The organism is Lysobacter sp. ISL-50 (assembly GCF_018612875.1).
Classification (GTDB): domain Bacteria; phylum Pseudomonadota; class Gammaproteobacteria; order Xanthomonadales; family Xanthomonadaceae; genus Lysobacter.
In genome coordinates this window covers 20,449-42,120 of the sequence record NZ_JAGGRI010000045.1, presented here as the reverse complement: position 1 = coordinate 42,120, position 21,672 = coordinate 20,449, and the positions used below count along the sequence as shown (strand labels likewise).

The window sequence follows — 21,672 nt, the reverse complement described above, 5'->3', positions numbered from 1 at the left end:
ATCTACTGACTGCCCCCATGCCCAATACCCTGCGCATCGCCCTGGCCCAATTCGACTTCCCCGTCGGCGCGGTCGAAAAAAACGCCGAGCGCATCGCGGCGATGATCGCGCAGGCGCGCGACGAGCACGGCGCCGACGTGGTGCTGTTCCCGGAACTGGCGGTCAGCGGCTATCCGCCGGAAGACCTGCTGCTGCGGCCGAGCTTCCTCGCCGATTGCGAAGCCGCGCTGCTGCGCATCGCCGGCGCGGCGCGCGGCATCGTTGCGGTGGTCGGCTGGCCGCAGGCGGCCGGCGCTGTCGTCTACAACGCCGCCAGCGTATTGCGCGACGGCCAGGTCGAAGCCACCTATCGCAAGCGCGAACTGCCCAACTACGCGGTGTTCGACGAACGCCGCTACTTCGACGTCGATCCCGACGGCGAGGCCTGCGTGTTCGAAGTCCGCGGCCGCCAGTCGCAGGCCAGCGTGCAGGTCGGCGTGGTGATCTGCGAAGACCTGTGGTTCGCCGAGCCGCTGGCGGCGACCGCGAAGGCCGGCGCCAGCCTGGTGCTGGTCCCCAACGCCTCGCCGTTCGAACGCGACAAGCACGCCCAGCGCGATGCCTTGCTGGAAACGCGCGTGCAGGAGACCGGCGTGGCCCTGGCCTATCTCAACGTGGTCGGCGGCCAGGATGCGCTGGTATTCGACGGCGCCTCGGTGCTGGCCGACGGCGACGGCACCGTGCATCCGGCCGCGACCGCGTTCGAAGATCATTGGCTCACCGCCGACTACCACGACGAAACCCGCAGCTTCACCCCGGTGTCGTGGCCGAACGAAGCCGACGAAGGCCGCGATGCGCTGGCCTGGCGCGCCGTGGTGCGCGGCACCCGCGATTACTGCCGCAAGAACGGTTTCGAAAAGGTCTGGCTCGGATTGTCGGGCGGTATCGACTCGTCCCTGGTCATGGCCATCGCGGTCGATGCGCTCGGCGCCGAGAACGTGATCGCGGTGCGCATGCCGTCGCGCTACACCGCCGACATGTCCAACGATCTGGCCGCCGAGCAATGCCAGACCCAGGGCGTGCGCCTGCTCGCGCTGCCGATCGAAAAACCGTTCCAGGGCTATCTGGACACCTTGGCGGAAACCTTCGCCGGTAAGGCGGTGGACGTGACCGAGGAGAACCTGCAATCGCGCACCCGCGGCGCGTTGCTGATGGCGATGAGCAACAAATTCGGCGGCCTGCTGCTGACCACCGGCAACAAGAGCGAATACGCGGTCGGCTACGCCACCATCTACGGCGACATGTGCGGCGGATACGCGCCGATCAAGGACCTGTACAAGACCGAAGTGTTCGCGCTCGCGCGCTGGCGCAACGCGATCGCCGGCGCTCCGGTCATCCCGTGGGCGGTGATCGACCGTCCGCCCTCGGCCGAATTGCGCGAAAACCAGAAAGACCAGGATTCGCTGCCGCCCTACGACGTGCTCGACGCGATCTTGCTGCGGCATGTCGATCAGGAGCAGTCGCGCGACGAGATCGTCGCCGCCGGTTTCGAGCCGGCGACGGTGGACCGGGTGCTGCGCCTAGTGCGGATCAGCGAATGGAAGCGGCATCAGGCCGCGCCGGGACCGAAGGTCTCGCACCGCGCGTTCGGGCGCGAGCGGCGGTACCCGATCACCAACGGCTACTCGGCCTGAGCGCGCGTCGGGCGGATATCGTTCGCCTGGATGCGCTGCGTCACAGCAAGCCGCGCAACTTCCCGCGCCCCACGTAACTGTTCCCCCCTTTGAAAAAGGGGGGCTAGGGGGGATTTGCTCTTAACCGTCCAATCGCCGCGTACCACAAGCAAAGCAAATCCCCCGCGCAGGTCAGCCCGATCCGCCTTCGCGCAAGCGCCGGGCGCCGGCCCCCTGTTTCAAAGGGGGCGAATTGACGTGCCTGTTCGAGGAAGCGGACGTTCGATCATTGCCGCGGATTCCACACCACCCGCTCCAAAACAAAAACGCCGCCCGAAGGCGGCGTTTTCAATGCAGCAGGCCGAACCCAGGCGCTCAGTTCTTGCGCTTGGCTTCTTCCTTGTCGCGATTATCCACCGCCGACTTCTCGCCCGCGAACGGGTTGAGCTTGCGCAGGTTGCTCGGGTAGTCCGGCCAGTCGCCCGACAGCGCCGGGTGGCCGGCGTCGTTCTGCTGCAGCACGCGCTTGGCGTCGGCGGCGAGCTTGTCGTTGCCCAGGCCCTCATAGGACTTCACCAGCACCGCCACCGCGTCGTTCTGGTAACGGCTCTGCGGGTAGGTTTCCAGCAGGTACTTGGCGCGGTCGGCCGCGGCCACGTAGGCGGTGCGGCGCAGGTAATACAGCGACACGTCCAGCTCATGGCGCGAGAAGGTGTCGCGCAGCGCCATCATGCGCTTGCGCGAATCCTCGGCGTAACGGCTGTTCGGGTAGCGCTCGACCACGATCAGGAAATCGTTGTAGGCCTGCATCGGCGTGGCCAGATCGCGGCGGCTGACGTCCAGGCGCCAGACCTTCTGCAGGAACACCGTGTCGCGGCTGGAGTTGACCAGACCACGCAGGAAGTACAGATACGCGATGTTGCGATGGGTCGGGTAGGTGCGGATGAAGCGGTCGATGCTGCTGATCGCGTCGTCGTGCTTGCCCGACTTGTACTGGGCGTAGGCGGTCTCGATCAGCGCCTGCTCGGTGTACGGACCATACGGGTACTGGGCGACCAGGCGCTTGAAGCTGACCTCGGCCGAGGCCCAGTTGCCGTTGGTCATCGACTTGTGGGCCTTCTCGTAGATGGCCTCGACCGGCTGGCCTTCATCCGCGTCCTTGTCCTTCTTGAACATCTTGCCGACGCTCTTGCAGCCGGTGGCGGCGACGGCGACAAGCAACAGCAGGCAAAACAGGCGAACAATGCGGGACGGGGCAGAACGTACAGTCATGGCAGGCATCGACGGGCGCCGGAGGCACGAAGAGCCGATAATAGCAGTCCGCGGGTCGAGCCCCTTAACCGATCCCGTACCTCCTCGCCGGTCGCCCCCGCGCCGACCGGCCCCCCGCAGCTCCTGCTTGCGGCCCCTTTTTCATAGATTGCGCAGACCCGACCCGATGAGCGAACCCCGCCAGACCCTGACCGCGACCGTGCCCGACAGCGCGGCCGGCCGCCGCTTCGACGCCGTGCTCGCCGAGCTGTTCCCCGATTATTCGCGCTCGCGGCTCGCGGCCTGGATCAAAAGCGGCGATGCCCGCCTGAACGGCCAGGAGGTCCGCCCGCGCGACCCGGTCCGGGGCGGGGAGAGCGTGGAATTGAACGTGGTCCTGGACACCCAGACCCACGCCGAGGCCGAGGACATCGCCCTGAACGTGCTCTACGAGGACGCCGAAGTCATCGTCATCGACAAGCCGGCCGGGCTGGTCGTGCACCCCGGCGCCGGCAATCCGGCCGGAACCCTGGTCAATGCGCTGCTGCACCACGACCCCTCGCTGGCCTCGCTGCCGCGCGCCGGCATCGTCCACCGCCTGGACAAGGACACCTCCGGCGTCATGGTCGTGGCCCGCACCCTGCCGGCGCACACCTCGCTGGTCGATCAGCTGTCCGAACGCGAAGTCCATCGCCAGTATCTGGCGGTGGTGGTCGGCGCGCTGGTCTCCGGCGGCACCGCCAACGCCCCGATCGACCGCCACCCGCGCGACCGCCTGCGCATGGGCGTGCGCGACGACGGCAAGGACGCGGTCACCCATTACCGCCTGCGCGAACGCTTCCGCGCCCACACCTTGCTGGAATGCCGGCTCGAAACCGGGCGCACCCACCAGATCCGCGTGCACATGCAGCACCTCAAGCACCCGATCATCGGCGACCCGCTGTACGGCGGCCCGCTCAAGCTGCCTAAGAGCGCGACCGACGGTCTGGTCGAGGCGCTGCGCGGATTCAAGCGCCAGGCCTTGCACGCGGAAACCCTGGAGTTCGTGCATCCGGTCAGCGGCGAACCGGTGCGTTGCAGCGCCGCGGTGCCGGCCGACATGCTGCATCTGCTCGCCGAACTGCGCGCCGACACGCGCGCGGCGGTGGACGCCGGCCGATGAGCGCGGCGGCCGGGCAGGCGCCGTGGCTCGCCGCGGACTGGCCGCTGCCGGCCCGCGTGCACGGCTTCACCACCGAGCGCGGCGGCCTGGGCGTATCGCAGCCGCCGTTCGATCGCTTCAACCTCGGCACGCGCTACGGCAACGATCGCGACGATCCGGCCGCGGTGACGCGCAATCGCGAACTGCTGGCGCAACGCGCGACATTGCCATCGGCGCCGCGCTGGCTGCATCAGGTGCATGGCGCCGGCGTGCTGCGTTTCGACGACAGCGCCGCCGATCGCCAGCCGCAGTCGCACGAACCCGAAGCCGACGCGTCGGCGACATCGGTGCCCGGCGTCGTCCTCGCCATCCTCACCGCCGATTGCCTGCCGGTGCTGTTCGCGGCCGAAGACGGCAGCGAGATCGGCGCGGCCCACGCGGGCTGGCGCGGTCTGGCCGACGGCGTGCTTGAAGCCACGGTCGCGGCGATGCGCACCTCACCGCAGCGCCTGCGTGCCTGGCTCGGACCGGCGGCGGGGCCGCAGCGTTATGAGATCGGTGCGGAAGTGCGCGGTGCCTTCCTCGCCCGCGATCCGGGCGCGGACGCGGCCTTCGTCGCGACGCGGCCGGGGCACTGGCTGGTGGATTTGTACGCGTTGGCGCGAATGCGTCTGGCGCAGGCCGGTCTGCCCGCCGATCATATGCATGGCGGCGGCTTGTGCACGATCGCCGAACCCGACCGTTTCTATTCCCACCGCCGCGACCGCCGCACCGGCCGCATGGCGACTCTGATATGGATGCAACCATGACGCTCAAGGCCCAACGGACGGTCCTGTCGCTTTCGCTTTCCCTCGCCGCCGTCTTCAGCGCGCAGGCGGCCGCGGCCGATTGCGACGAGCGCGTGTACGACCTGCTCAAGGCCGCCTATCCCGGCGCCGCGGACGAGACCGGCGACAACGGCGAGTTCCTGCGCACCGCCGGAAAGAACGCGCGCTGGATCAAGGCCGACGAGGTGGCCTGCAGGGTCTGGCCGGCTTCGCCCGACAAGACCTTGCTCGCGGTGAGGTTGCGTCATGAAGCCGCCGATAACGATACGGAGACCGCCGATCTCGAAGTGCTGGTCGCCGACTCGAAGCAGCCGCGCATCTTGCAGCGTTATCGCGAAGACGAGGCGCTGCAGTCCGACGCGATCCGCATCAGCGCGCTGACGCTGGACACCGCGCGCTACCGCCTCAACGAAACCACCACCGCGTTCGGCGTGCGGGTCGAATACAGCGGTTCCTCGCGCGCCAATCCTTACGGCAGCACCCAGTTGAATCTGTATGTCGCCGACGGCGACACGCTGCGGCCGGTGTTGCGCAAGCTGGAAGTGGCGCTGGACCGCGGCGAATGGGACACCAACTGCGCCGGCGAGTTCGAGACCGTCAAGCGCACCGTCGCCATCGACGCCAAGCGCGATCGCGGCTATGCCGGCTTGCGCGTCGCCAGCGTCGAAGAAGCCCGGCGCAACGTGGCCAAGGGCGAGGACTGCGCCGATCTGCCGGTGTCCAAGCACCAGCGCGTCGCGCGTCTGGCCTTCGACGGCCGCGAATACACCGTGCCGGCCGACCTGCGCGGCCTGTAAGTTTTTGGAGCACGGATCATGAAGAACGCGCCGGAGCGCCTGAAAACGCGCGAGGGACTGTATCCGCGCGTGCTGGGCGTGCGTTTCGTATTGCTGCCGCGAACCCTGCGCCTGCTGCACGGGCGCGGCGGGCGCCAGCGCTATCGCGGCGAAGCCGAGGTCGAACGCGGCCCGGGCCTGTGCTCGCGCTTGTTCGCGCGCATCGCCGGCTTGCCGAAGGCGCATGCCGGGCCGATCGAAGTGGAGATCGACGCCGGCCCGCGCGGCGAAACCTGGACGCGGCGTTTCGGCAAATCGGCGATGCGCTCGCGCCTGCTCGAACGCGACGGTTTAGTGTTCGAACGCCTGGGGCCGATGCGTTTCGCGTTCGCGCTGGAACTCAGCGGCGAGCTGCCGGAAGCGGCGGCCTCGGGCGTGCTGTCGTTGCAGACCGGCGCGGCGGTGACGGTGTCGTCCGCGTTGAACCACTTGCCGATGTCGGCCGGCATGGGCCACCTGTCGATGAGCGAAGGCGCCGACGACGGCGCGAACGAGCCCGGCCTGACCTGGCGGCTGGTGCGCGTGCGCGCGCTCGGCCTGCCCTTGCCGCTGGGCTGGTTCGGCGGCGTGCGCGCGCGCGAGTTCGAGCGCGACGGCCGTTACCGCTTCGACGTGCGCGCGGCGCTGCCGGGCATCGGCCTGCTGGTGCATTACCAGGGCTGGCTGGACGTCGAGGGCTGAGCGAGGCGGGCCGCGGCGGCGTTCCGGCGCGGGTTTTGGGCCGCTGCGTTTCCGCATCGCGGGTGCGCGGCGGGCTTGCAACGTTCTATGCTGCGTGGCGACGGTGTCGGGAGCGGCGAAATCGGCGGATTTCCGCGGATTTCATTCGCAGCGCGGCGGCTTCGCGACTTGGGTGGCGACCACGAATTGCAAGTGGCCGCGAACCTCGTTCTGCTGAGGTCCGAATTCCCGTTCCTCCGGCACGTCCCCGCACAAGGAACGCGGGCTCCATCAGCAAGGAGGCGTCCCTTCCCGCATTCCGAGTGCCGCCCATGAGTGTCGTGAGTTTGTTTCCTTCAGCCCTGTGTTCCGACTTCGTGGTCGCGCCGCTGTCGGTTCTTGTGTTTCTTCGTCAGGCTGAGTCGGCGGGCGGCGCTATGGACGGGGGACGCGGCTGGTGAACGTCGGGACCGCAACCAAACAGCGCTCGTGGTTCGTCGCCGGCGATCTCAACGGCTTCTTCGGCCTGGTCGTCGATAACCTGTCGATCCTGGGCTTCATCTCGGCCGCGCTGATCGGCATCTTCGGGTTTCCGGCCGAAGTCATCTACACGCGCATGTTCCCCGGCACCGCGTTCGGCGTGCTGGTGGGCAATCTGATCTACACCTGGATGGCGCGGCGCCTCGCCGCCAAGGCCGGCCGCGACGATGTCACCGCGATGCCGCTGGGCCTGGACGCGCCGACCAGCATCGGCATGGCCTTGCTGGTGCTCGGCCCGGCCTTCGTCGGCTTCAAGCAGGCGGGCATGGACGAAACCGCCGCGGCGACCGCGACCTGGCAGCTCGGCATGGCCTCGCTGATCGTGATGGGCCTGCTCAAGTTCGTGCTGTCGTTCTTCGGCGACGCGGTGACGCGGTTGATTCCGCGCGCCGGCCTGCTGGGCTCGATCGCCGGCGTGGCGCTGGTGCTGATGGGCTTTCTGCCGCTGATCGAAACCCTGCGCTCGCCGATGGTCGGGTTCATGACGCTCGGGCTGTTGCTGTACGTGTTGATCGCCAAGGGGCGCTTGCCGATCAAATTGCCGGGCGTATTCGTCGCCTTCGTGTTCGGCACCGTGTTGTTCTACGGCTTCGGCGCGCTGGGCCTGGGCGCGCCCGGCTTCACCTTCCCCACGCCGCAGCCGCTGAACTTCGTCCTGCCGCTGCCGACGCTGGGCTTCATCGACGGTCTGCCGTACACCGTGCCGTATCTGCCGCTGTTGCTGCCGTTCGGCCTGCTGATGGTGGTCGGCGGCATCAACGTCAGCGAAAGCGCGCGCGCGGCCGGCGACGATTACCGCACGCGCGATATCCTGCTGGCCGAGGCGTTCTCGACCTTGGTCGCCGGCCTGGTCGGCGGCGTCGCCCAGACCACGCCTTACATCGGCCAGCCCGCGTACAAGCACATGGGCGCGCGCAGCGGCTACACATTGCTGACGGGTTTGTTCATCGGCCTGGGCGGCATGCTCGGCATCGTCTCGGGCCTGGTGCAGTGGCTGCCGCTGGCGGTGCTGGCGCCGATCATCGTCTACGTCGCGCTCGACATCACCACCCAGGCGTTTCAGGCGACGCCGGGCAAGCACGCCACCGCGATGGTGTTCGGCTTCCTGCCGTCGGTGGCGTACATGCTCGCGATCAAGACCGGCAACCCGGGCTGGATCGCGCCGGATCACCACGCCCAGCTGATGAGCGCGCTCGACGGCCACGGCCTGCCGGAATTGGCGGTGATCGTGACGTTGGGCAACGGTTTCATCATGACCTCGATGATCTGGACCTCGGCGGTCGCGGCGATGGTCGACGGCCGCCTGCGCCGCGCCGCGGCGTTCCTGCTCGCGGGCGCGGGACTGGCCTTGTTCGGCATCATCCATTCGGTCGATCCGCGCGGCGGCGTGTATCTGCCGTGGGCGTTGGACGGGTTGTCGCGCACCATCGCCTGGCAGTTCATCGGCGCGTATATCGGCCTGGCTGTCTTGCTGGTTCTGCTGTCTTTCCAGCGCGACCCGGTGCCGGCGCCGCCGCCGGCTTGAGACTGCGCCGCCGCGGCCTCAAATCCACCATTCCCTTTTCGAACGGCCCCACGCCATGTCCTTGCAGAACGAACTCAACGCAGTGCCCGGCGTGACCGCGCAACCGGAAGCCGCCACGCGCGACTTCGTGTTCAACCACACCATGCTGCGGATCAAGGATCCGATTAAGTCGCTGGATTTCTATACCCGCGTGCTTGGTTTCACCCTGGTGCGCAAGCGCGATTTTCCCGAGGCCCAGTTCAGCCTGTTCTTCCTGGTGCTGGTGAACGATCCCGCGCAGATTCCCGCGGAAGAGCCGGCGCGCGGCGAATGGTTGTTGAGTCAGCGCGGGGTGCTGGAACTTACGCATAACCATGGCACCGAGGACGATGCGGCGTTCGCGTATCACCATGGCAACAGCGAACCGCGCGGCTTCGGGCATATCTGCGTATCGGTGCCGGATGTGCAGGCGGCTTGCGCGCGTTTCGAGCGGTTGGGGGCCGAGTTTCAGAAGCGTTTGAGCGATGGGCGCATGAAGCACATCGCTTTCATCAAGGACCCGGACGGGTATTGGGTCGAGATTCTGCAGCCAACCGATCTGGCCTGATTCACCCCGCGAGCCGTTCCCCCCTTTGAAAAAGGGGGGGTAGGGGGGATTCGCTTTTGCTTCTGCGCTCAACAGCAAATCCCCCGCGCTATCGAGTCGATCAAACCTCGAACCCACGCCGGGCGCTCGCCCCCTTTTTCAAAGTGGGCGACAGTTAGCGTGCGTGGGTGTTTCCAGCCGCCGCGCCAGCGTTCCCCCCTTTGAAAAAGGGGGGATAGGGGGGATTCGCTTTTGCCGTTGCTCCAAAAGCCGCATCACCGCGACCCGCCCCCAATCCCCCGCGCTCCAAGCACCGTCCCATCCTCCACCAGCCCCGCGCGCCGCCCCTTTGCAAAGGCGGCCACAGCCCGCGCTCGCTTGAAAGATTGCGCCCCGACCCGCATTAACAGGTCATTCGCGGCCCCTGCGCGACACTCGCGCCCGGCCGCCACACCTTTCGGAGAAACCTCCATGCGAATGGACAAGCTCACCTCGCGCTTCCAGCAGTCCCTGTCGGATGCGCAGTCGCTGGCGGTCGGGCGCGATCACAGCGTCATCGAACCGGCGCATCTGTTGACCGCGCTGCTGGACCAGAGCGGCGGCAGTACCAAGCCGCTGCTGGCCCAGGCCGGGGTCAACGTGCCGCTGCTGCGCGAGCGTCTGGGCGAAGCGCTGGAGAAGCTGCCCAAGGTCTCGGGGCAGGCCGGCAACGTCTCGGTCGGCAACGATCTGGCGCGGTTGCTCAACGTCACCGACAAGCTGGCCCAGCAACGCGGCGATGCCTTCATCGCCAGCGAACTGTTCCTGCTCGCCGCGCTCGACGACGGCGGCGATGTCGGCCGCGCGCTCAAGGCCGCCGGCGCCACCAAGGCCAAGCTGGAACCGGCCATCGACAAGCTGCGCGGCGGCGAGAGCGTGCAATCGGAAAACGCCGAGGAACAGCGGCAGGCGCTGGAGAAATACTGCATCGACCTGACCGCGCGCGCCGAGTCGGGCAAGCTCGATCCGGTGGTCGGCCGCGATGAGGAAATCCGCCGCACCATCCAGGTGCTGCAACGCCGGACCAAGAACAACCCGGTGCTGATCGGCGAACCCGGCGTGGGCAAGACCGCCATCGTCGAAGGCCTGGCCCAGCGCATCATCAATAATGAGGTGCCCGAAGGCCTGCGCGGCAAGCGCGTGCTCTCGCTCGACATGGGCGCGCTGATCGCCGGCGCCAAGTTCCGCGGCGAGTTCGAGGAGCGCCTGAAAGCGGTGCTCAGCGACCTGTCCAAGAACGAAGGCCAGGTGATCTTGTTCATCGACGAACTGCACACCATGGTCGGCGCGGGCAAGGCCGAGGGCTCGATGGACGCCGGCAACATGCTCAAGCCGGCGCTGGCGCGCGGCGAGCTGCATTGCATCGGCGCGACCACGCTGGACGAATACCGCAAGTACGTCGAGAAGGACGCCGCGCTGGAACGCCGCTTCCAGAAAGTGTTCGTCGGCGAGCCCACGGTCGAAGACACCATCGCGATCCTGCGCGGCCTGAAGGAGCGCTACGCGGTACACCACGGCGTGGAGATCACCGATCCGGCGATCGTCGCCGCGGCCACCTTGTCGCATCGCTACATCGCCGACCGCCAGCTGCCCGACAAGGCCATCGACCTGATGGACGAAGCGGCCTCGCGCATCCGCATGGAGATCGACTCCAAGCCGGAAGAACTCGACCGCAAGGAACGCCGGCTGATCCAGCTCAAGATCCAGCGCGAGGCGCTGAAGAAGGAGAAGGACGCCGAATCCAAGCAGCGCCTGGCCGATCTGGAAGCCGAGATATCCACCCTGGAGCGCCAGTTCAACGACCTGGAAGAAATCTGGAAGGCGGAAAAAGCCACCTTGCAGGGCGCGACCAAGATCAAGGAGCAGATCGAGCAGGCCAAGCTCGAGCTCGAAGCGGCGCAGCGCACGCAGGATTTCGGCCGCATGAGCGAAATCCAGTACGGCCGCCTGCCCGAGCTGGAAAAGCAGCTCAAGGCCGCGCAGGAAGTCGAGACCAAGGGCTTCACGCTGCTGCAGGACAAGGTCACCGCGGAGGAAATCGCGGAAGTGGTCGCGCGCTGGACCGGCATCCCGGTGTCGAAGATGCTCGAAGGCGAGCGCGACAAGCTGCTGAAGATGGAGCAGGCGCTGCACGCGCGCGTGGTCGGCCAGGACGAAGCGGTGCGGGTGGTGTCCGACGCGGTGCGGCGTTCGCGCGCGGGCCTGTCCGATCCCAATCGCCCCAGCGGTTCGTTCCTGTTCCTGGGCCCGACCGGCGTGGGCAAGACCGAACTGTGCAAGGCGCTGGCCGAATTCCTGTTCGATTCGTCCGATGCGATGATCCGCATCGACATGAGCGAGTTCATGGAGAAGCACGCGGTCAGCCGTCTGGTCGGCGCGCCTCCGGGCTATGTCGGTTACGAAGAAGGCGGCTACCTGACCGAGGCCGTGCGCCGCCGTCCGTACAGCGTGATCCTGCTCGATGAAGTCGAGAAGGCGCATCCGGACGTGTTCAACATCCTGCTGCAGGTGCTCGACGACGGCCGCCTGACCGACGGCCAGGGCCGCACGGTGGATTTCCGCAACACCGTGATCGTGATGACCTCGAACCTGGGCTCGCAGATGATCCAGGAGCTCAACAGCGACGACACGCCGGAAAGCTACACCCAGATGAAGGCGGCGGTGATGGGCGTGGTGCAGGCGCACTTCCGTCCGGAGTTCATCAATCGGCTGGACGACATCGTCGTGTTCCATCCGCTCGACAAGAGCCAGATCCGCGAGATCGCCAAGATCCAGCTGCACGGCCTGGAAAAGCGCCTGGGCGAACGCGGCCTGAAGCTGGCCTTGTCGGATGCGGCGCTGACCTTGATCGGCAACGTCGGTTTCGACCCGGTCTACGGCGCGCGTCCGCTCAAGCGCGCGGTGCAGCAGCAGTTGGAGAATCCGCTCGCGCAGAAGATTCTTGGCGGCGAGTTCGTCAGCGGCGACACGATCCAGGTCGAGGCCGAAGCGGGGCATCTGTTGTTCCGCAAGGCCTGATCCGATCGCGATCGGATGAAACGAGAACGGCCCGCGCTTGCGGGTCGTTCTGCTATACGCGGCTGTCATTGCCGCATCCGCCGTACTTGCGCCTCAGTATGGCTCGGTCGTTATGGGGCGTCCTGCGCCGCTGGCGGAAACCATATCAGCGGGTAATAGTCCGCGGTCACGTCGAAGAAGCCGACCCCGTGTTTCTCGGCGAGCGCGGACACTGTCGAGTACGCCGCGTCGGCGACCGGCCAGCGGAACGCGATGTAGACGATCGCGTATCCGAACGAGTATTCCGCGATCTTCAGGTTGCCCTCGTCCAGGCCGTCGGAATCGATGGCGTGCAGGTTCGGGAATTCATGCAGCAGGTCGAAATACACGGCGGCCAGCGGGGCACAGGTCGTCGCGGGGTCGCGATAGTCGTGCGGCTCGGACCACTGTACCTGGGCCCGGTACCAGCGCAGGAACTCGGCTCGGTCCCTGGGCGCGGCGCTTGGGTCGAACAGCATCAAGTCGTAGCTCATCCCATCGCCTTGGATCGTCGTGGTACGGATGCAGATGCAGGATGCGCGATCGTGAGCGAACTTGCGACCGTGGTTGCTCGACCGGCCGTGCGTATGCGCTGTGGTGGTTTGCGCGGTTGCGTAGCAGGCGAATCGAACCTCATGCGCCGGCGCTACTTCCCGCCAGCCTCCTTGCGCGGCACGATCCCCAAGGCCTTCTCGATCTGCGCCGGATCGAAGCGCTTGCCGCCCTTGAACACCGCCTCGACCTTGCGGATGTCTTCCATGTTCTTGATCGGGTCGCCGTCGATCAGCACCAGGTCGGCGAACTTGCCCGGCGCGATCACGCCGCGGTCCTTGTCCACGCCCAGCACCTGCGACGGCGTCAAGGTCGCCAGCCGCAGCACCTCGGCGTTGGGAATGCCGGCGCGCGAGTACGACACCAGTTCGGAATGCAGCATGTAGCCGGCCAGCGCGTCGGTGCCGGGCATGATGGTCACGCCGGCGTCGTACAGCGCCTTGAGCAGGCGCATCATCGCCGGGAACGATTTCGCGTAAGCCTCTTCCTCGCCCTTCGGCGCCTTCAGCGCGCCCCAGCTCAGATTGCGCTGCGCCTGCGGCGGCAGGCGCGAGGCCACGGTCTTCAGGCCAGGCGGCGTCTTGTCCTGCGGATTGCCGGCGAACAGATCCTCTTCGATGCCCATGGTCGGGTCGATCACGGTGTGGTGGCGCTTGAGGAACTCGATGAACTCGCGCACTTCCGGCTTGTCCGGCGGGAACTCGGCCGCGTGCGCGCCGACTTCGGTCAGGCGCGCCATGGTGTGGGTGTCCTGCACGCGCGGGTACATGAAGTTGAGTTCGACGAACAGCATGTGCTGCAACTCGTCGGCGCCGCCTTCGATGAACTGCTTCGCCGACATGAACGCCGGCACGTGGCCGCTGTAGCGCAGGCCGCGGGCGTGGGCGCGGTCGGCGATCACCGGCACCAACTCGGGTTTGAGCGACGAGTAACTCTTGATCTGCATGTAGCCGTGGTCGGCGTACCAGTCCACCGCCTTGATCGCTTCTTCCGGCGTGGCGACCAGCATCTTGGTCGGCCCCGCATACGGGCCGGGGCCGTCGATGAAACCGGCGGCGAGCACGCGCGGGCCGATCTCGGTGCCGGCGTCGAAGCGCTTGATCTTTTCCAGGAACGCGTCGGTGTTGTTGGCCAGATCGCGGCTGCTGGTGATGCCGTTGGCGATGTCCATGGCGCCGTCGGAATCGGAGTAATGCTTGTGTACGTCCCACAGTCCCGGCATCAGGAAGCGATTGCCGACGTCGAAGATCTCCGCGTTCGCGGGCGCTTTCATCGCCGCGTCCGCAGCGACGCGGATGACGCGTTCGCCTTCGACCAGCACGCTGGTGTTCGGCGTCACCGTGAGGTCGCGCGGATCGTACAGGCGCGCGTTGCGGATCAGCAGCGGGCCCTTGGGCGCGTGGGTGAGTTCGCGCGCCATGCGCAACGACCACTGCGCGCCGGCGTTGTCCTGCAATTCGATCAGCTTGGGCAGCGAATCGGCCAACTCCGGCGCGATCACCGATACCCAGCCGGAGGAGAAGATCACCGCCGCGGTGTCGCCGTTCGCGTCCAGCCACACCGAGTCGGGCGTGTAGTTCATGCCGGCGACGCGGTACAGCGACAAGCGCCGCGGCCCGCTCTTGCTCGCGATGTCGAACGTGCCGGCGTCTTCCAGCCGCGCCTCGCCGGCCGGCAACAGCGCCAACTTGCGGCCCGGCGCCTTGAGCAGGGCGCGCACCAGCACGGCCTGCATTTCCGGCGTCGCGTTGAGCGGCAGGAAGAAGGCCGGCGCGCTCAGGGTTTTCTCGCCCTGTTCGCTGTCGTTCTTCCAGCTGGCCTTATCGCCTTGCGCGCTGAAATGCTCGCGTATCGGCACTTTCAGGTAGTTGTTGCCTTCGGCGTCGTACTGGGTCGGGATGCCGGCGGCGTCCAGGGTCCAGCGGCTCTTGATGTGATCGCCGCGGCCGCGATCGTGGTACTGGAATTCGGCCTGGGCGCTGCCGTCGGCGGCGGTGTCCACGCTCTGCTGGCCGGCGGGCTTGCCTTGCATCAGCACGGTCTGTTCGCGCTTGCCCGGCGCGGCGAGGGCGTCGGACACGGCCAGGGCGAGCATCATCGGGACGAGCGACAGCAACAGCGGAGCGGTCATGCGCATGGCGTGGGCCTCGGCTTTGCGTAGGGGCGATGTGCGGAGCCGCGCACTTTGCCCGGGCCCGGCGACGGCCGGTGCGTGCGGCGGCAGGCTTGGTATATAGCCGATCCGGGCCGCCCGGGTATGTGCCGGAAGAATGCAAAATCCCGCAAAAAACGACGGCCCGGAAGTCCGGGCCGTCGGGTCGTGCCGGTTGCCTGCGTCTCAACTCACCACTTGTAGCCGACCTTCAAGTAAGCGAAGGCGCCGTTGAAGCCGAACGGCGAGGCGGTGTTGTACGGCAGGTAGTTGCGGGTGCCCAGGACCAGCTTCTGCTCGTCGGGATATTCGTTGAGCACGTTGTCGCCGCCCACGGTGAAGTCCCAGTTGTTCAAGCGATACGTCGCGGCCAGATCCAGCGTCCACTTCGCGCCGTAGGTCTGGTCCTGCAGCGGATCGATCGCATGCAGTTCGGTGAATTCGCCGTAGCGCGTGGCGGTGGCGTTGAAGCTCCAGTTGCCGGTTTTCCAGTCGCCGGCGAGGAAGAACTTGTCCTTCGGCGCGCCCTTGGTGATGCGGCCGATCTCGGTGCGGCCGATGCGTACCGCGCTCGGATCGATCGCCGCCAGGCGGGCCGGGTTGGGCGCGATCTTCTCGATCTCGGTCTTGGAGTAGTTGTAGCCCAGGGTCAGGTTGAACTTGCCCGACGCCCAATCCCAGGCCTGGGTCGCGACGATGTCCACGCCCTGCGTCTTGGTGTCGACCGCGTTGGTGAAGTAACGCCCGCCGCCGATGCCCGGATAGCCGTTGGCCTGCAGGTAATTGCGCACCGCGGCGCTGGTCAGGTTTTCCGACAGCAGGATGCGGTCGTCCACGGTGATGTGGTACGCGTCGATGGTGATGTACAAGCCGTCCGACGGCTGCAGCACCAGGCCCAGGCTGTAGTTGGTCGATTCCTCGGCCTTCAGCGCCTCGGAGCCCAGCGCGACCGCGGCCGGGTTATCGACGCGGAAGGTGCCGATTTCATACGGAATGCCGCTGATGAAATTGGTCGCGATCGACTGGAAATACTGCTGTTGCAGCGACGGCGCGCGGAAGCCGGTGGAGGCGGTGGCGCGCAGCGCGACCTTGTCGGTGAAGGCGTAGCGCGCCGACAGCTTGCCCGAGGTGGTGTCGCCGAAATCGCTGTAGCTCTCGTAGCGCGCAGCGAGGCCGGCGGAGAACTTGTCGGTCAGGTCGGCTTCGACATCGGCGTAAAGCGAATAGCTGTGGCGGTCGAACTCGCCGGCATCGCTGGCGCGGAAACCGGAGAACACCTGCGCGCCGGGGATGATCTGGCCGTTGGAGGCGGGCACGCCGCCGTTGGCGTAGGACAGCGGTTCGCCGGCGCGCTGGCTGAATTCCTCGCCGCGCCATTCCGCACCCCAGGCAAAAGTCACCGGGTACTGCCAGCCGAAATCCACCGGCCGGGTGAAGTCCAGGTTCAACACATGCTGGGTCACTTCCAGCGCGCCGGCGTAGAACTGCGTCGGCGAGGTCGGGCCCAGGCTGCGGTTGAGGGTGTGCTCGATGTCGAAGGTCAGGCCGTTGTGGCCGTAGTTGTAGCTGAAGTCGATCTGGGTGCCGCCGGCGGTCTCGGTGCGCAGGCCGACCACCGCGGCGCGGTCCTTGCTGATGTTGTGGATCTGCGGCAGGAAACCGTTCGGATAGATCGACGGGATGTTGCGCGCATCGCCGGCGAAGCGGAAATAGCCGTTGGAAAGCACGTCGCGCTTGCTGTAGCTGCCGAAGGAATAGAAGGTCAGGTAGTCGGTCGGCTTGTATTCGCCGTTGTACGACACCGCGCCGCTGTCGATCTCGGGATCGCCGTAGCGCTGTTCGACCACGCCCTGGAACGGGCGCGCGCGGTTGGTCTGGTCCTGATGTCCGCCTTGCGCGGCCAGATGCACCTTGCCGTTTTCGCCGAGCTTGAGGCCGACATCGCCCGACAACTGGTACTGCTCGCCGTCGCCGGCGCTGTACTGGCCGTAGCGCGCGGCGATGCTGCCGCCCGAATCGCTGCCCTTGAGCACGATGTTGACCACACCGGCGATGGCGTCGGAGCCGTACTGCGCCGAGGCGCCGTCGCGCAGCACTTCCACGCGCTCGATCGAGGCGATCGGAATGGCGTTGAGGTCCACCGGCGAGGAGCCGCGGCCCTGGCTGCCGTTGAGGTTGATCAGCGCGGTGGTGTGACGGCGCTTGCCGTTGACCAGCACCAGCACTTGATCGGGCGCGAGCCCGCGCAACTGCGCCGGGCGCACCGCGTCGGTGCCGTCGGTGATGGCCGGGCGCGGGAAGTTCAGCGAGGGCAGGGCACGCGCCAGCGCGGTGGCCAGTTCGACCGTGCCGCTGGCTTCGAGCGTTTCCGGCGTGATGATGTCGATCGGCGCGGTCGATTCGGCGACGGTGCGGTCGGACACGCGGGTGCCGGTCACGATGACCTGATCCAGCGTCTTGGGATCGCCTTGCGGAGCCGCGGCGTCCTGAGCGAAGGCGGCGGGCGCGGCGAATGCGATCAGCAGGCCCAGGGCCAGTGGGTGAAGGGGTCCGGTGAGCTTGCGACTGGCGTGCATGAAGACTCCTGGTGGGGGTGACATCGATGGCAATCGGGTTTAACACGCTTATAACAAGCGGGTCAATAAAGCGGCCAAGCTGTGCCTAACGCAAGTAGCCAAAAAGTGGTAAACGCCGCACTTTTGGCTCTCGGGACTCGGGACTCGGGACTCGGGACTCGGGACTCGGCCGAGACTTGGAGTGGACGACCTCACCGCGACCGTCGAGCCTCAGACAGATCCGCCGCGAGGGAACCCGATCGCCGCGCTACGCTTTTCGCGAGTCCCGAGTCCCGAGTCCCGAGTCCCCAATATCCCGACCCAAAAAAAACGCCGGGTCGCATCAATCGCGATCCCGGCGTCCGGAAGAGGGTGCGGCGACATGCGCCGCGGGGCGGCTCAGGCGATCAACGCGCCCCCATCGACGTCGATCACCGTGCCGGTGACGTAGGCGTTGTCGATCGCGAACAGATAGGCCGAAGCGATTTCGTCCGTGCGGCCGATGCGGCCGACCGGCAGTTTCTCGCCGGCGCGCGCCAGCGCCGACATGCGCGCGAACGATTCCATGCCGTGGTAGCCGTCGCTGTCGGTCAGGCCCGGGCTGATGGCGTTGACGCGCAGCGGCGCCAGTTCGCGCGCCAGCACTTTGACGCTGGCTTCCAGCGCGGCGTTGATCACGGTGCGGGCGAGCGCGCCGGGCGTGGCCTTGCGCGCGACGATGCCGCTGGTCAGGGTCACGCTGCCGTGGCCGCTGAGATAGGGCAGGGCCAGCTGCACGGCCTGGATCGAACCCCACAGTTTGCGTTCGAACGCTTGCCGCGCCTGATCGAGGTCCAGTTCGGCCAGGGGGCCGGCCGGCGCCGGGGCGCTGGCGGCGATGATCAGGTGGTCGATCTGGCCGGCGCGTTCGAACAGGCGGCGCAAGCTGTCGGCGTCGTCCAACTGCGCCTGATAGGTGTCGATGCTGGACTTGGCCAGCGGACGCAGCGTGTCGGCGGTGGCGTCCAGCTGCCGCAGATCGGCGCAGGCCAGGGTCAGCTGGCCGCGGCGGCGCGACAGGCGTGCCGACAGGGCGCGGCCGATACCCGACTGCGCGCCGAGGATCAGGCTGCGGACGCTCGGGGCGGGGCTCAGGCGCAAGTCGGTGGCGTTCATGGGCGGGATTGGGTCGCGGCGGATGAGTGCATGCTCCACGGACCGCGCCCGCGAATGAATCAGACGCGTCTGAAATGTGCCTGAGGGGCCGGGCATGCGCCCCTGAGCGGCCCATGCCCTGGCGCCGCCACCGGCCGGCACTGTTAAGATGCCCGCGCTCAAGGTGATCGCCGACACAGTCGGGCGATTGAAACGGGAATCCGGTGGCGCGCGGCTCATGCCGAACGCTCAAGCCGGAGCTGCCCCCGCAACGGTAGGCGAGTCAACGCAACGCTCTTGGCCACTGTGCTGATGCACGGGAAGGCGCGTTGCGGGAACCGCGGTCGGTGTTCGTGCCGATCGCTTCCGCTCGCGAGCCCGGAGACCGGCCCGGAGCGCGAACCGACAGGCGGAGGGCCGTGTCTGGGGAATCCTGCGCTCGCGCCTGCCTCCCTTGCCGCTCTTCGTGTGTCTCGACCTAGTCTGGACCGCGCGGGTGAGGCGCGGCCGTGGAGACCTGCCAGTGATTGCGTCTGTAGTTGCCGTTGCATTTGCGTCGCGCCCCGCGCGGCTTGTCCTCAATCCCGCTTTGTGCGCCGCCCTGGCCGGCGCCGCCTTCGGCGCCAGCGCCGATACCGCCGTCGATATCGATCAGGTCGTGGTCACCGCCAGCCGCACCGCCCAGACCCAGGACGCGACCCTGGCCGCGGTGACGGTGATCGATCGCGCCGACATCGAACGCCTGCAGCCGGCCTCGCTGCCGGACCTGCTGCGCGGCACGCCGGGCGCATCGCTGGCCAATCACGGCGGCGCGGGCAAATCCACCTCGCTGTTCCTGCGCGGCACCGAATCCGATCACGTGCTGGTGCTGATAGACGGCATCAAGCTCGGCTCGGCCACCAGCGGCGGGGCTTCGCTGCAGGACATTCCGGTCGAGCAGATCGAACGCGTGGAAATCGTGCGCGGGCCGTTCTCCAGCCTGTACGGCTCCGAAGCCATCGGCGGCGTCGTGCAGATTTTCACCCGCCGCCCACAAGGCGCGTTCGCGCCGAACTTCAGCCTGTCGCTGGGCAGCAACCAGACCCATCGCGGCTCCGCCGGCGTCGCCGGCAAGGGCGAGCGCGGCTGGTATTCGATCAACGCCGCGCACGAAGACACCGACGGCATCAACGCCTGCCGCGGCAAGCCCTCGCCGGGCGGCGCGGGCTGCTTCACCTATTCGCCCGATCGCGATGGTTACCGCAACAGTTCGCTGACCGTGCAGGGCGGCTACCGCTTCAACGAACAGTGGGACGCCGAGGCGCGCGTGTTCCGCGCCCAGAGCAACAACCTCTACGACGGCAGCCAGAACAATCAGACCGACGCGGTGCAGCAAGTGGCCGGCGCCAAGCTGCGCTACACGCCCAGCGACCGCGTCAGCATCGCCCTCAACGCCGGGCGCAGCGCGGATCTGAGCGACAACTACAAGAACGGCAAGTATTCGAGCACCTTCGATACGCGTCGCCAACTGGGTTCGGTGCAGGGCGATTTCAGCCTCGGACAGAATCTGCTGAGCGCCGGCTTCGACTGGCAGCGCGACGAGATCGAAAGCAACACTCGCTATGCGCGCGACCATCGCATCCTGCGCGGCGCCTTCGGCCAATGGCAGCGCGACTTCGGCGCGCATGCGCTGCAGGCCAGCCTGCGCCGCGACGACGACAGCCAGTTCGGCGGGGAAACCACCGGCAGCGTGCTGTGGGGCTGGGATTTCGCCGAATCGCTGCGCCTGACCGCCAGCTACGGCACCGCGTTCAAGGCGCCGACCTTCAACGAGCTGTACTTCCCCGGTTACGGCAATCCGGAGCTTTCGCCGGAAACCTCGCGCAGTTTCGAGCTCGGGCTGCGCGGCAGCTTCGGCGGGGAGCGCCGGCAGGTGTGGTCGCTCAACGCCTACCAGACCCGGATCGACGATCTGATCGCCTACGACGCATCGCGCGGCGTGCCCGGCAACGTTGATCGCGCGCGCATCCGCGGCCTGGAAGCGGCGCTCGACACGCGCCTGGCCGAGTGGGACCTGCGCGCCAGCGCGACTTGGCTGGACCCGCGCAACGACAGCCGCAGCAGCTACAACGACCACTACCTGCCGCGCCGCGCGCGCCGCAGCGCGCGCATCGACCTGGACCGCCGCTTCGAGCTGGGCGCCGCCCGCGCCGTATCGTTCGGCGCCAGCGTCTACGCCGCCGGCCAGCGCTACGACGACCTGGCCAACGCCCGCAGCCTGGGCGGCTATGCTCTGACCGACCTGCGCCTGAGCTATGCCTTCGACGCGGCCTGGAGCTTGCAGTTTTCGGCCAATAACCTGTTCGACCGGCACTACGAAACCGCGGCCTTCTACAATCAGCCCGGCCGCAACTATCTGCTGACGCTGCGTTACCGTCCCCTTCGCTGATGCCACCGCGCCACCCCGGCCGCGTCCGCGCGGCCGGCTTCGACCGAGAGCCTGAGATGAACGACCTGTCCGTGCCCGTGAAAACCAGCATCGTCGCGATCTTGCTGACGCTGATGATCGCCACGCGCTTCCATCACTTCGGCAGCGCGCTGCACCTGCCCGACGCGTCGATGGCGGTGTTCTTCCTCGGCGGCGTATATCTGCGCCGGCATGCGCTGTTCGCCGGTTTCATGCTGTTGGCGGTGGCGATCGACTACGTCGCCATCACCGGCCGCGGCCTGAGCTTCTACCAGCACTACTGCGTGACGCCGTCGTACGCGTCCTTGCTGCTGGCCTACGCGGTGCTGTGGTACGCCGGGCGGATGTACGCGCCGCGCATGGCCGCGAACGGGCGCGCGGTGGCGATCGGGCTGGGCCTGGCGCTGGTCGCGGCGACCGTGTCGTTCCTGATTTCCAACGGCGCCTTCTACTGGTTCGGCGGCCGTTATCCGCATCCGAACCTCGATGAATATCTGGCGCGCCTGTGGCGATGGGGGCCGCTGTTCGTGCGCACCACCATGATCTACATCGCCAGCGGGTTCCTGGTGCATGCGCTGATCGCGCGCTTCGCGCCGGCGCACGCGGCGCAGTCGCGCACCCGGGTCTGACCGCCCGCGGTGACGCTTATCGGTTTTGCCAGTCGATTCGGGAGTTCGAACATGTCGATCCTGCTTGCCCCCAGCGATGCGGTCCTGCCCTTGCGCTCGCGCAACGCGCAGATCGCCACCGCCGCGCTGTTG

15 protein-coding genes and 1 riboswitch are annotated in these 21,672 nt (G+C 67.3%); of the genes, 10 read left to right on the top strand and 5 right to left on the bottom strand.

Translation table 11 applies throughout. The annotated features are described in order from the left end of the window. Positions 1–17: 17 nt before the first annotated feature. Positions 18–1,673, top strand: coding sequence for an NAD+ synthase (locus tag J7J50_RS21435; RefSeq protein ID WP_215059717.1), 1,656 nt, complete (start codon positions 18–20; stop codon positions 1,671–1,673). A gap of 354 nt (positions 1,674–2,027) precedes the next feature. On the opposite strand, the gene J7J50_RS21430 is transcribed toward J7J50_RS21435, so the two are convergent. Then, positions 2,028–2,924 (bottom strand): outer membrane protein assembly factor BamD, encoded by an 897-nt coding sequence (locus tag J7J50_RS21430; protein WP_215059714.1) that lies wholly within the window; start codon positions 2,922–2,924, stop codon positions 2,028–2,030. 166 nt (positions 2,925–3,090) lie between these two features. Between J7J50_RS21430 and rluD the strand changes: the two genes are divergently transcribed. The 7 genes from rluD to clpB all read left to right on the top strand — a co-directional run bounded on the left by rluD (position 3,091) and on the right by clpB (position 12,054). Further along, positions 3,091–4,065, top strand: a complete 975-nt coding sequence (gene rluD, locus J7J50_RS21425) for a 23S rRNA pseudouridine(1911/1915/1917) synthase RluD (RefSeq protein ID WP_215059712.1) — start codon at positions 3,091–3,093, stop codon at positions 4,063–4,065. Continuing rightward, positions 4,062–4,853 carry a peptidoglycan editing factor PgeF gene (gene pgeF / locus J7J50_RS21420; protein WP_215059711.1) on the top strand — a complete coding sequence of 264 codons (792 nt, stop codon included), beginning with the start codon at positions 4,062–4,064 and terminating at the stop codon, positions 4,851–4,853. The genes rluD and pgeF overlap by 4 nt, the downstream gene beginning before the upstream one ends. Continuing rightward, positions 4,850–5,668 (top strand): hypothetical protein, encoded by an 819-nt coding sequence (locus J7J50_RS21415; RefSeq protein ID WP_215059709.1) that lies wholly within the window; start codon positions 4,850–4,852, stop codon positions 5,666–5,668. The genes pgeF and J7J50_RS21415 overlap by 4 nt, the downstream gene beginning before the upstream one ends. 18 nt (positions 5,669–5,686) lie before the next feature. Then, a complete protein-coding gene (locus tag J7J50_RS21410; RefSeq protein WP_215059707.1) occupies positions 5,687–6,388 on the top strand; it encodes a DUF4166 domain-containing protein in 702 nt (233 codons plus the stop codon). Positions 6,389–6,824: 436 nt separating this feature from the next. Next, positions 6,825–8,432, top strand: a complete 1,608-nt coding sequence (locus tag J7J50_RS21405) for a hypothetical protein (RefSeq protein WP_215059706.1) — start codon at positions 6,825–6,827, stop codon at positions 8,430–8,432. A gap of 55 nt (positions 8,433–8,487) precedes the next feature. Next, complete coding sequence (gene gloA, locus J7J50_RS21400) at positions 8,488–9,018, top strand: lactoylglutathione lyase (protein ID WP_215059704.1); 531 nt, start codon at positions 8,488–8,490, stop codon at positions 9,016–9,018. 450 nt (positions 9,019–9,468) lie between these two features. Next, positions 9,469–12,054: an ATP-dependent chaperone ClpB gene (clpB, locus tag J7J50_RS21395; RefSeq protein ID WP_215059702.1), complete on the top strand. Its 2,586-nt coding sequence runs from the start codon at positions 9,469–9,471 to the stop codon at positions 12,052–12,054. A gap of 110 nt (positions 12,055–12,164) precedes the next feature. Here clpB and J7J50_RS21390 read toward each other — a convergent pair whose 3' ends face one another. The 4 genes from J7J50_RS21390 to J7J50_RS21375 form a co-directional block, all read right to left on the bottom strand. Continuing rightward, positions 12,165–12,566, bottom strand: a complete 402-nt coding sequence (locus J7J50_RS21390) for a hypothetical protein (RefSeq protein ID WP_215059700.1) — start codon at positions 12,564–12,566, stop codon at positions 12,165–12,167. 152 nt (positions 12,567–12,718) lie between these two features. After that, a complete protein-coding gene (locus J7J50_RS21385; RefSeq protein WP_215059698.1) occupies positions 12,719–14,761 on the bottom strand; it encodes an amidohydrolase family protein in 2,043 nt (680 codons plus the stop codon). A 206-nt stretch (positions 14,762–14,967) separates the two neighbouring features. Beyond that, entirely contained in the window at positions 14,968–17,352 is a 2,385-nt protein-coding gene (locus tag J7J50_RS21380) for a TonB-dependent receptor (protein ID WP_215059696.1), read from the bottom strand. A gap of 378 nt (positions 17,353–17,730) precedes the next feature. Then, a complete protein-coding gene (locus J7J50_RS21375) occupies positions 17,731–18,486 on the bottom strand; it encodes an SDR family oxidoreductase (protein ID WP_215059694.1) in 756 nt (251 codons plus the stop codon). Between the two features lie 144 nt (positions 18,487–18,630). Continuing rightward, a riboswitch (cobalamin riboswitch) is annotated at positions 18,631–18,874 on the top strand. A 180-nt stretch (positions 18,875–19,054) separates the two neighbouring features. On the opposite strand from J7J50_RS21375, the gene btuB reads away from it, so the two are divergent. Next, a complete protein-coding gene (btuB, locus tag J7J50_RS21370; RefSeq protein ID WP_251047331.1) occupies positions 19,055–20,893 on the top strand; it encodes a TonB-dependent vitamin B12 receptor in 1,839 nt (612 codons plus the stop codon). Positions 20,894–20,949: 56 nt separating this feature from the next. Then, complete coding sequence (locus tag J7J50_RS21365) at positions 20,950–21,540, top strand: hypothetical protein (RefSeq protein ID WP_215059690.1); 591 nt, start codon at positions 20,950–20,952, stop codon at positions 21,538–21,540. The last annotated feature ends 132 nt before the right edge of the window (positions 21,541–21,672 follow it).

What these genes read in the sequence shown, in the direction of transcription:
- J7J50_RS21435 (WP_215059717.1), top strand. Translation starts at nt 18, where the DNA reads ATGCCCAATACCCTGCGCATCGCCCTGGCCCAATTCGACTTCCCCGTC.
- J7J50_RS21430 (WP_215059714.1), bottom strand. Translation starts at nt 2,924, where the DNA reads ATGACTGTACGTTCTGCCCCGTCCCGCATTGTTCGCCTGTTTTGCCTG.
- rluD (WP_215059712.1), top strand. Translation starts at nt 3,091, where the DNA reads ATGAGCGAACCCCGCCAGACCCTGACCGCGACCGTGCCCGACAGCGCG.
- pgeF (WP_215059711.1), top strand. Translation starts at nt 4,062, where the DNA reads ATGAGCGCGGCGGCCGGGCAGGCGCCGTGGCTCGCCGCGGACTGGCCG.
- J7J50_RS21415 (WP_215059709.1), top strand. Translation starts at nt 4,850, where the DNA reads ATGACGCTCAAGGCCCAACGGACGGTCCTGTCGCTTTCGCTTTCCCTC.
- J7J50_RS21410 (WP_215059707.1), top strand. Translation starts at nt 5,687, where the DNA reads ATGAAGAACGCGCCGGAGCGCCTGAAAACGCGCGAGGGACTGTATCCG.
- gloA (WP_215059704.1), top strand. Translation starts at nt 8,488, where the DNA reads ATGTCCTTGCAGAACGAACTCAACGCAGTGCCCGGCGTGACCGCGCAA.
- clpB (WP_215059702.1), top strand. Translation starts at nt 9,469, where the DNA reads ATGCGAATGGACAAGCTCACCTCGCGCTTCCAGCAGTCCCTGTCGGAT.
- J7J50_RS21390 (WP_215059700.1), bottom strand. Translation starts at nt 12,566, where the DNA reads ATGAGCTACGACTTGATGCTGTTCGACCCAAGCGCCGCGCCCAGGGAC.
- J7J50_RS21385 (WP_215059698.1), bottom strand. Translation starts at nt 14,761, where the DNA reads ATGCGCATGACCGCTCCGCTGTTGCTGTCGCTCGTCCCGATGATGCTC.
- J7J50_RS21380 (WP_215059696.1), bottom strand. Translation starts at nt 17,352, where the DNA reads ATGCACGCCAGTCGCAAGCTCACCGGACCCCTTCACCCACTGGCCCTG.
- J7J50_RS21375 (WP_215059694.1), bottom strand. Translation starts at nt 18,486, where the DNA reads ATGAACGCCACCGACTTGCGCCTGAGCCCCGCCCCGAGCGTCCGCAGC.
- J7J50_RS21365 (WP_215059690.1), top strand. Translation starts at nt 20,950, where the DNA reads ATGAACGACCTGTCCGTGCCCGTGAAAACCAGCATCGTCGCGATCTTG.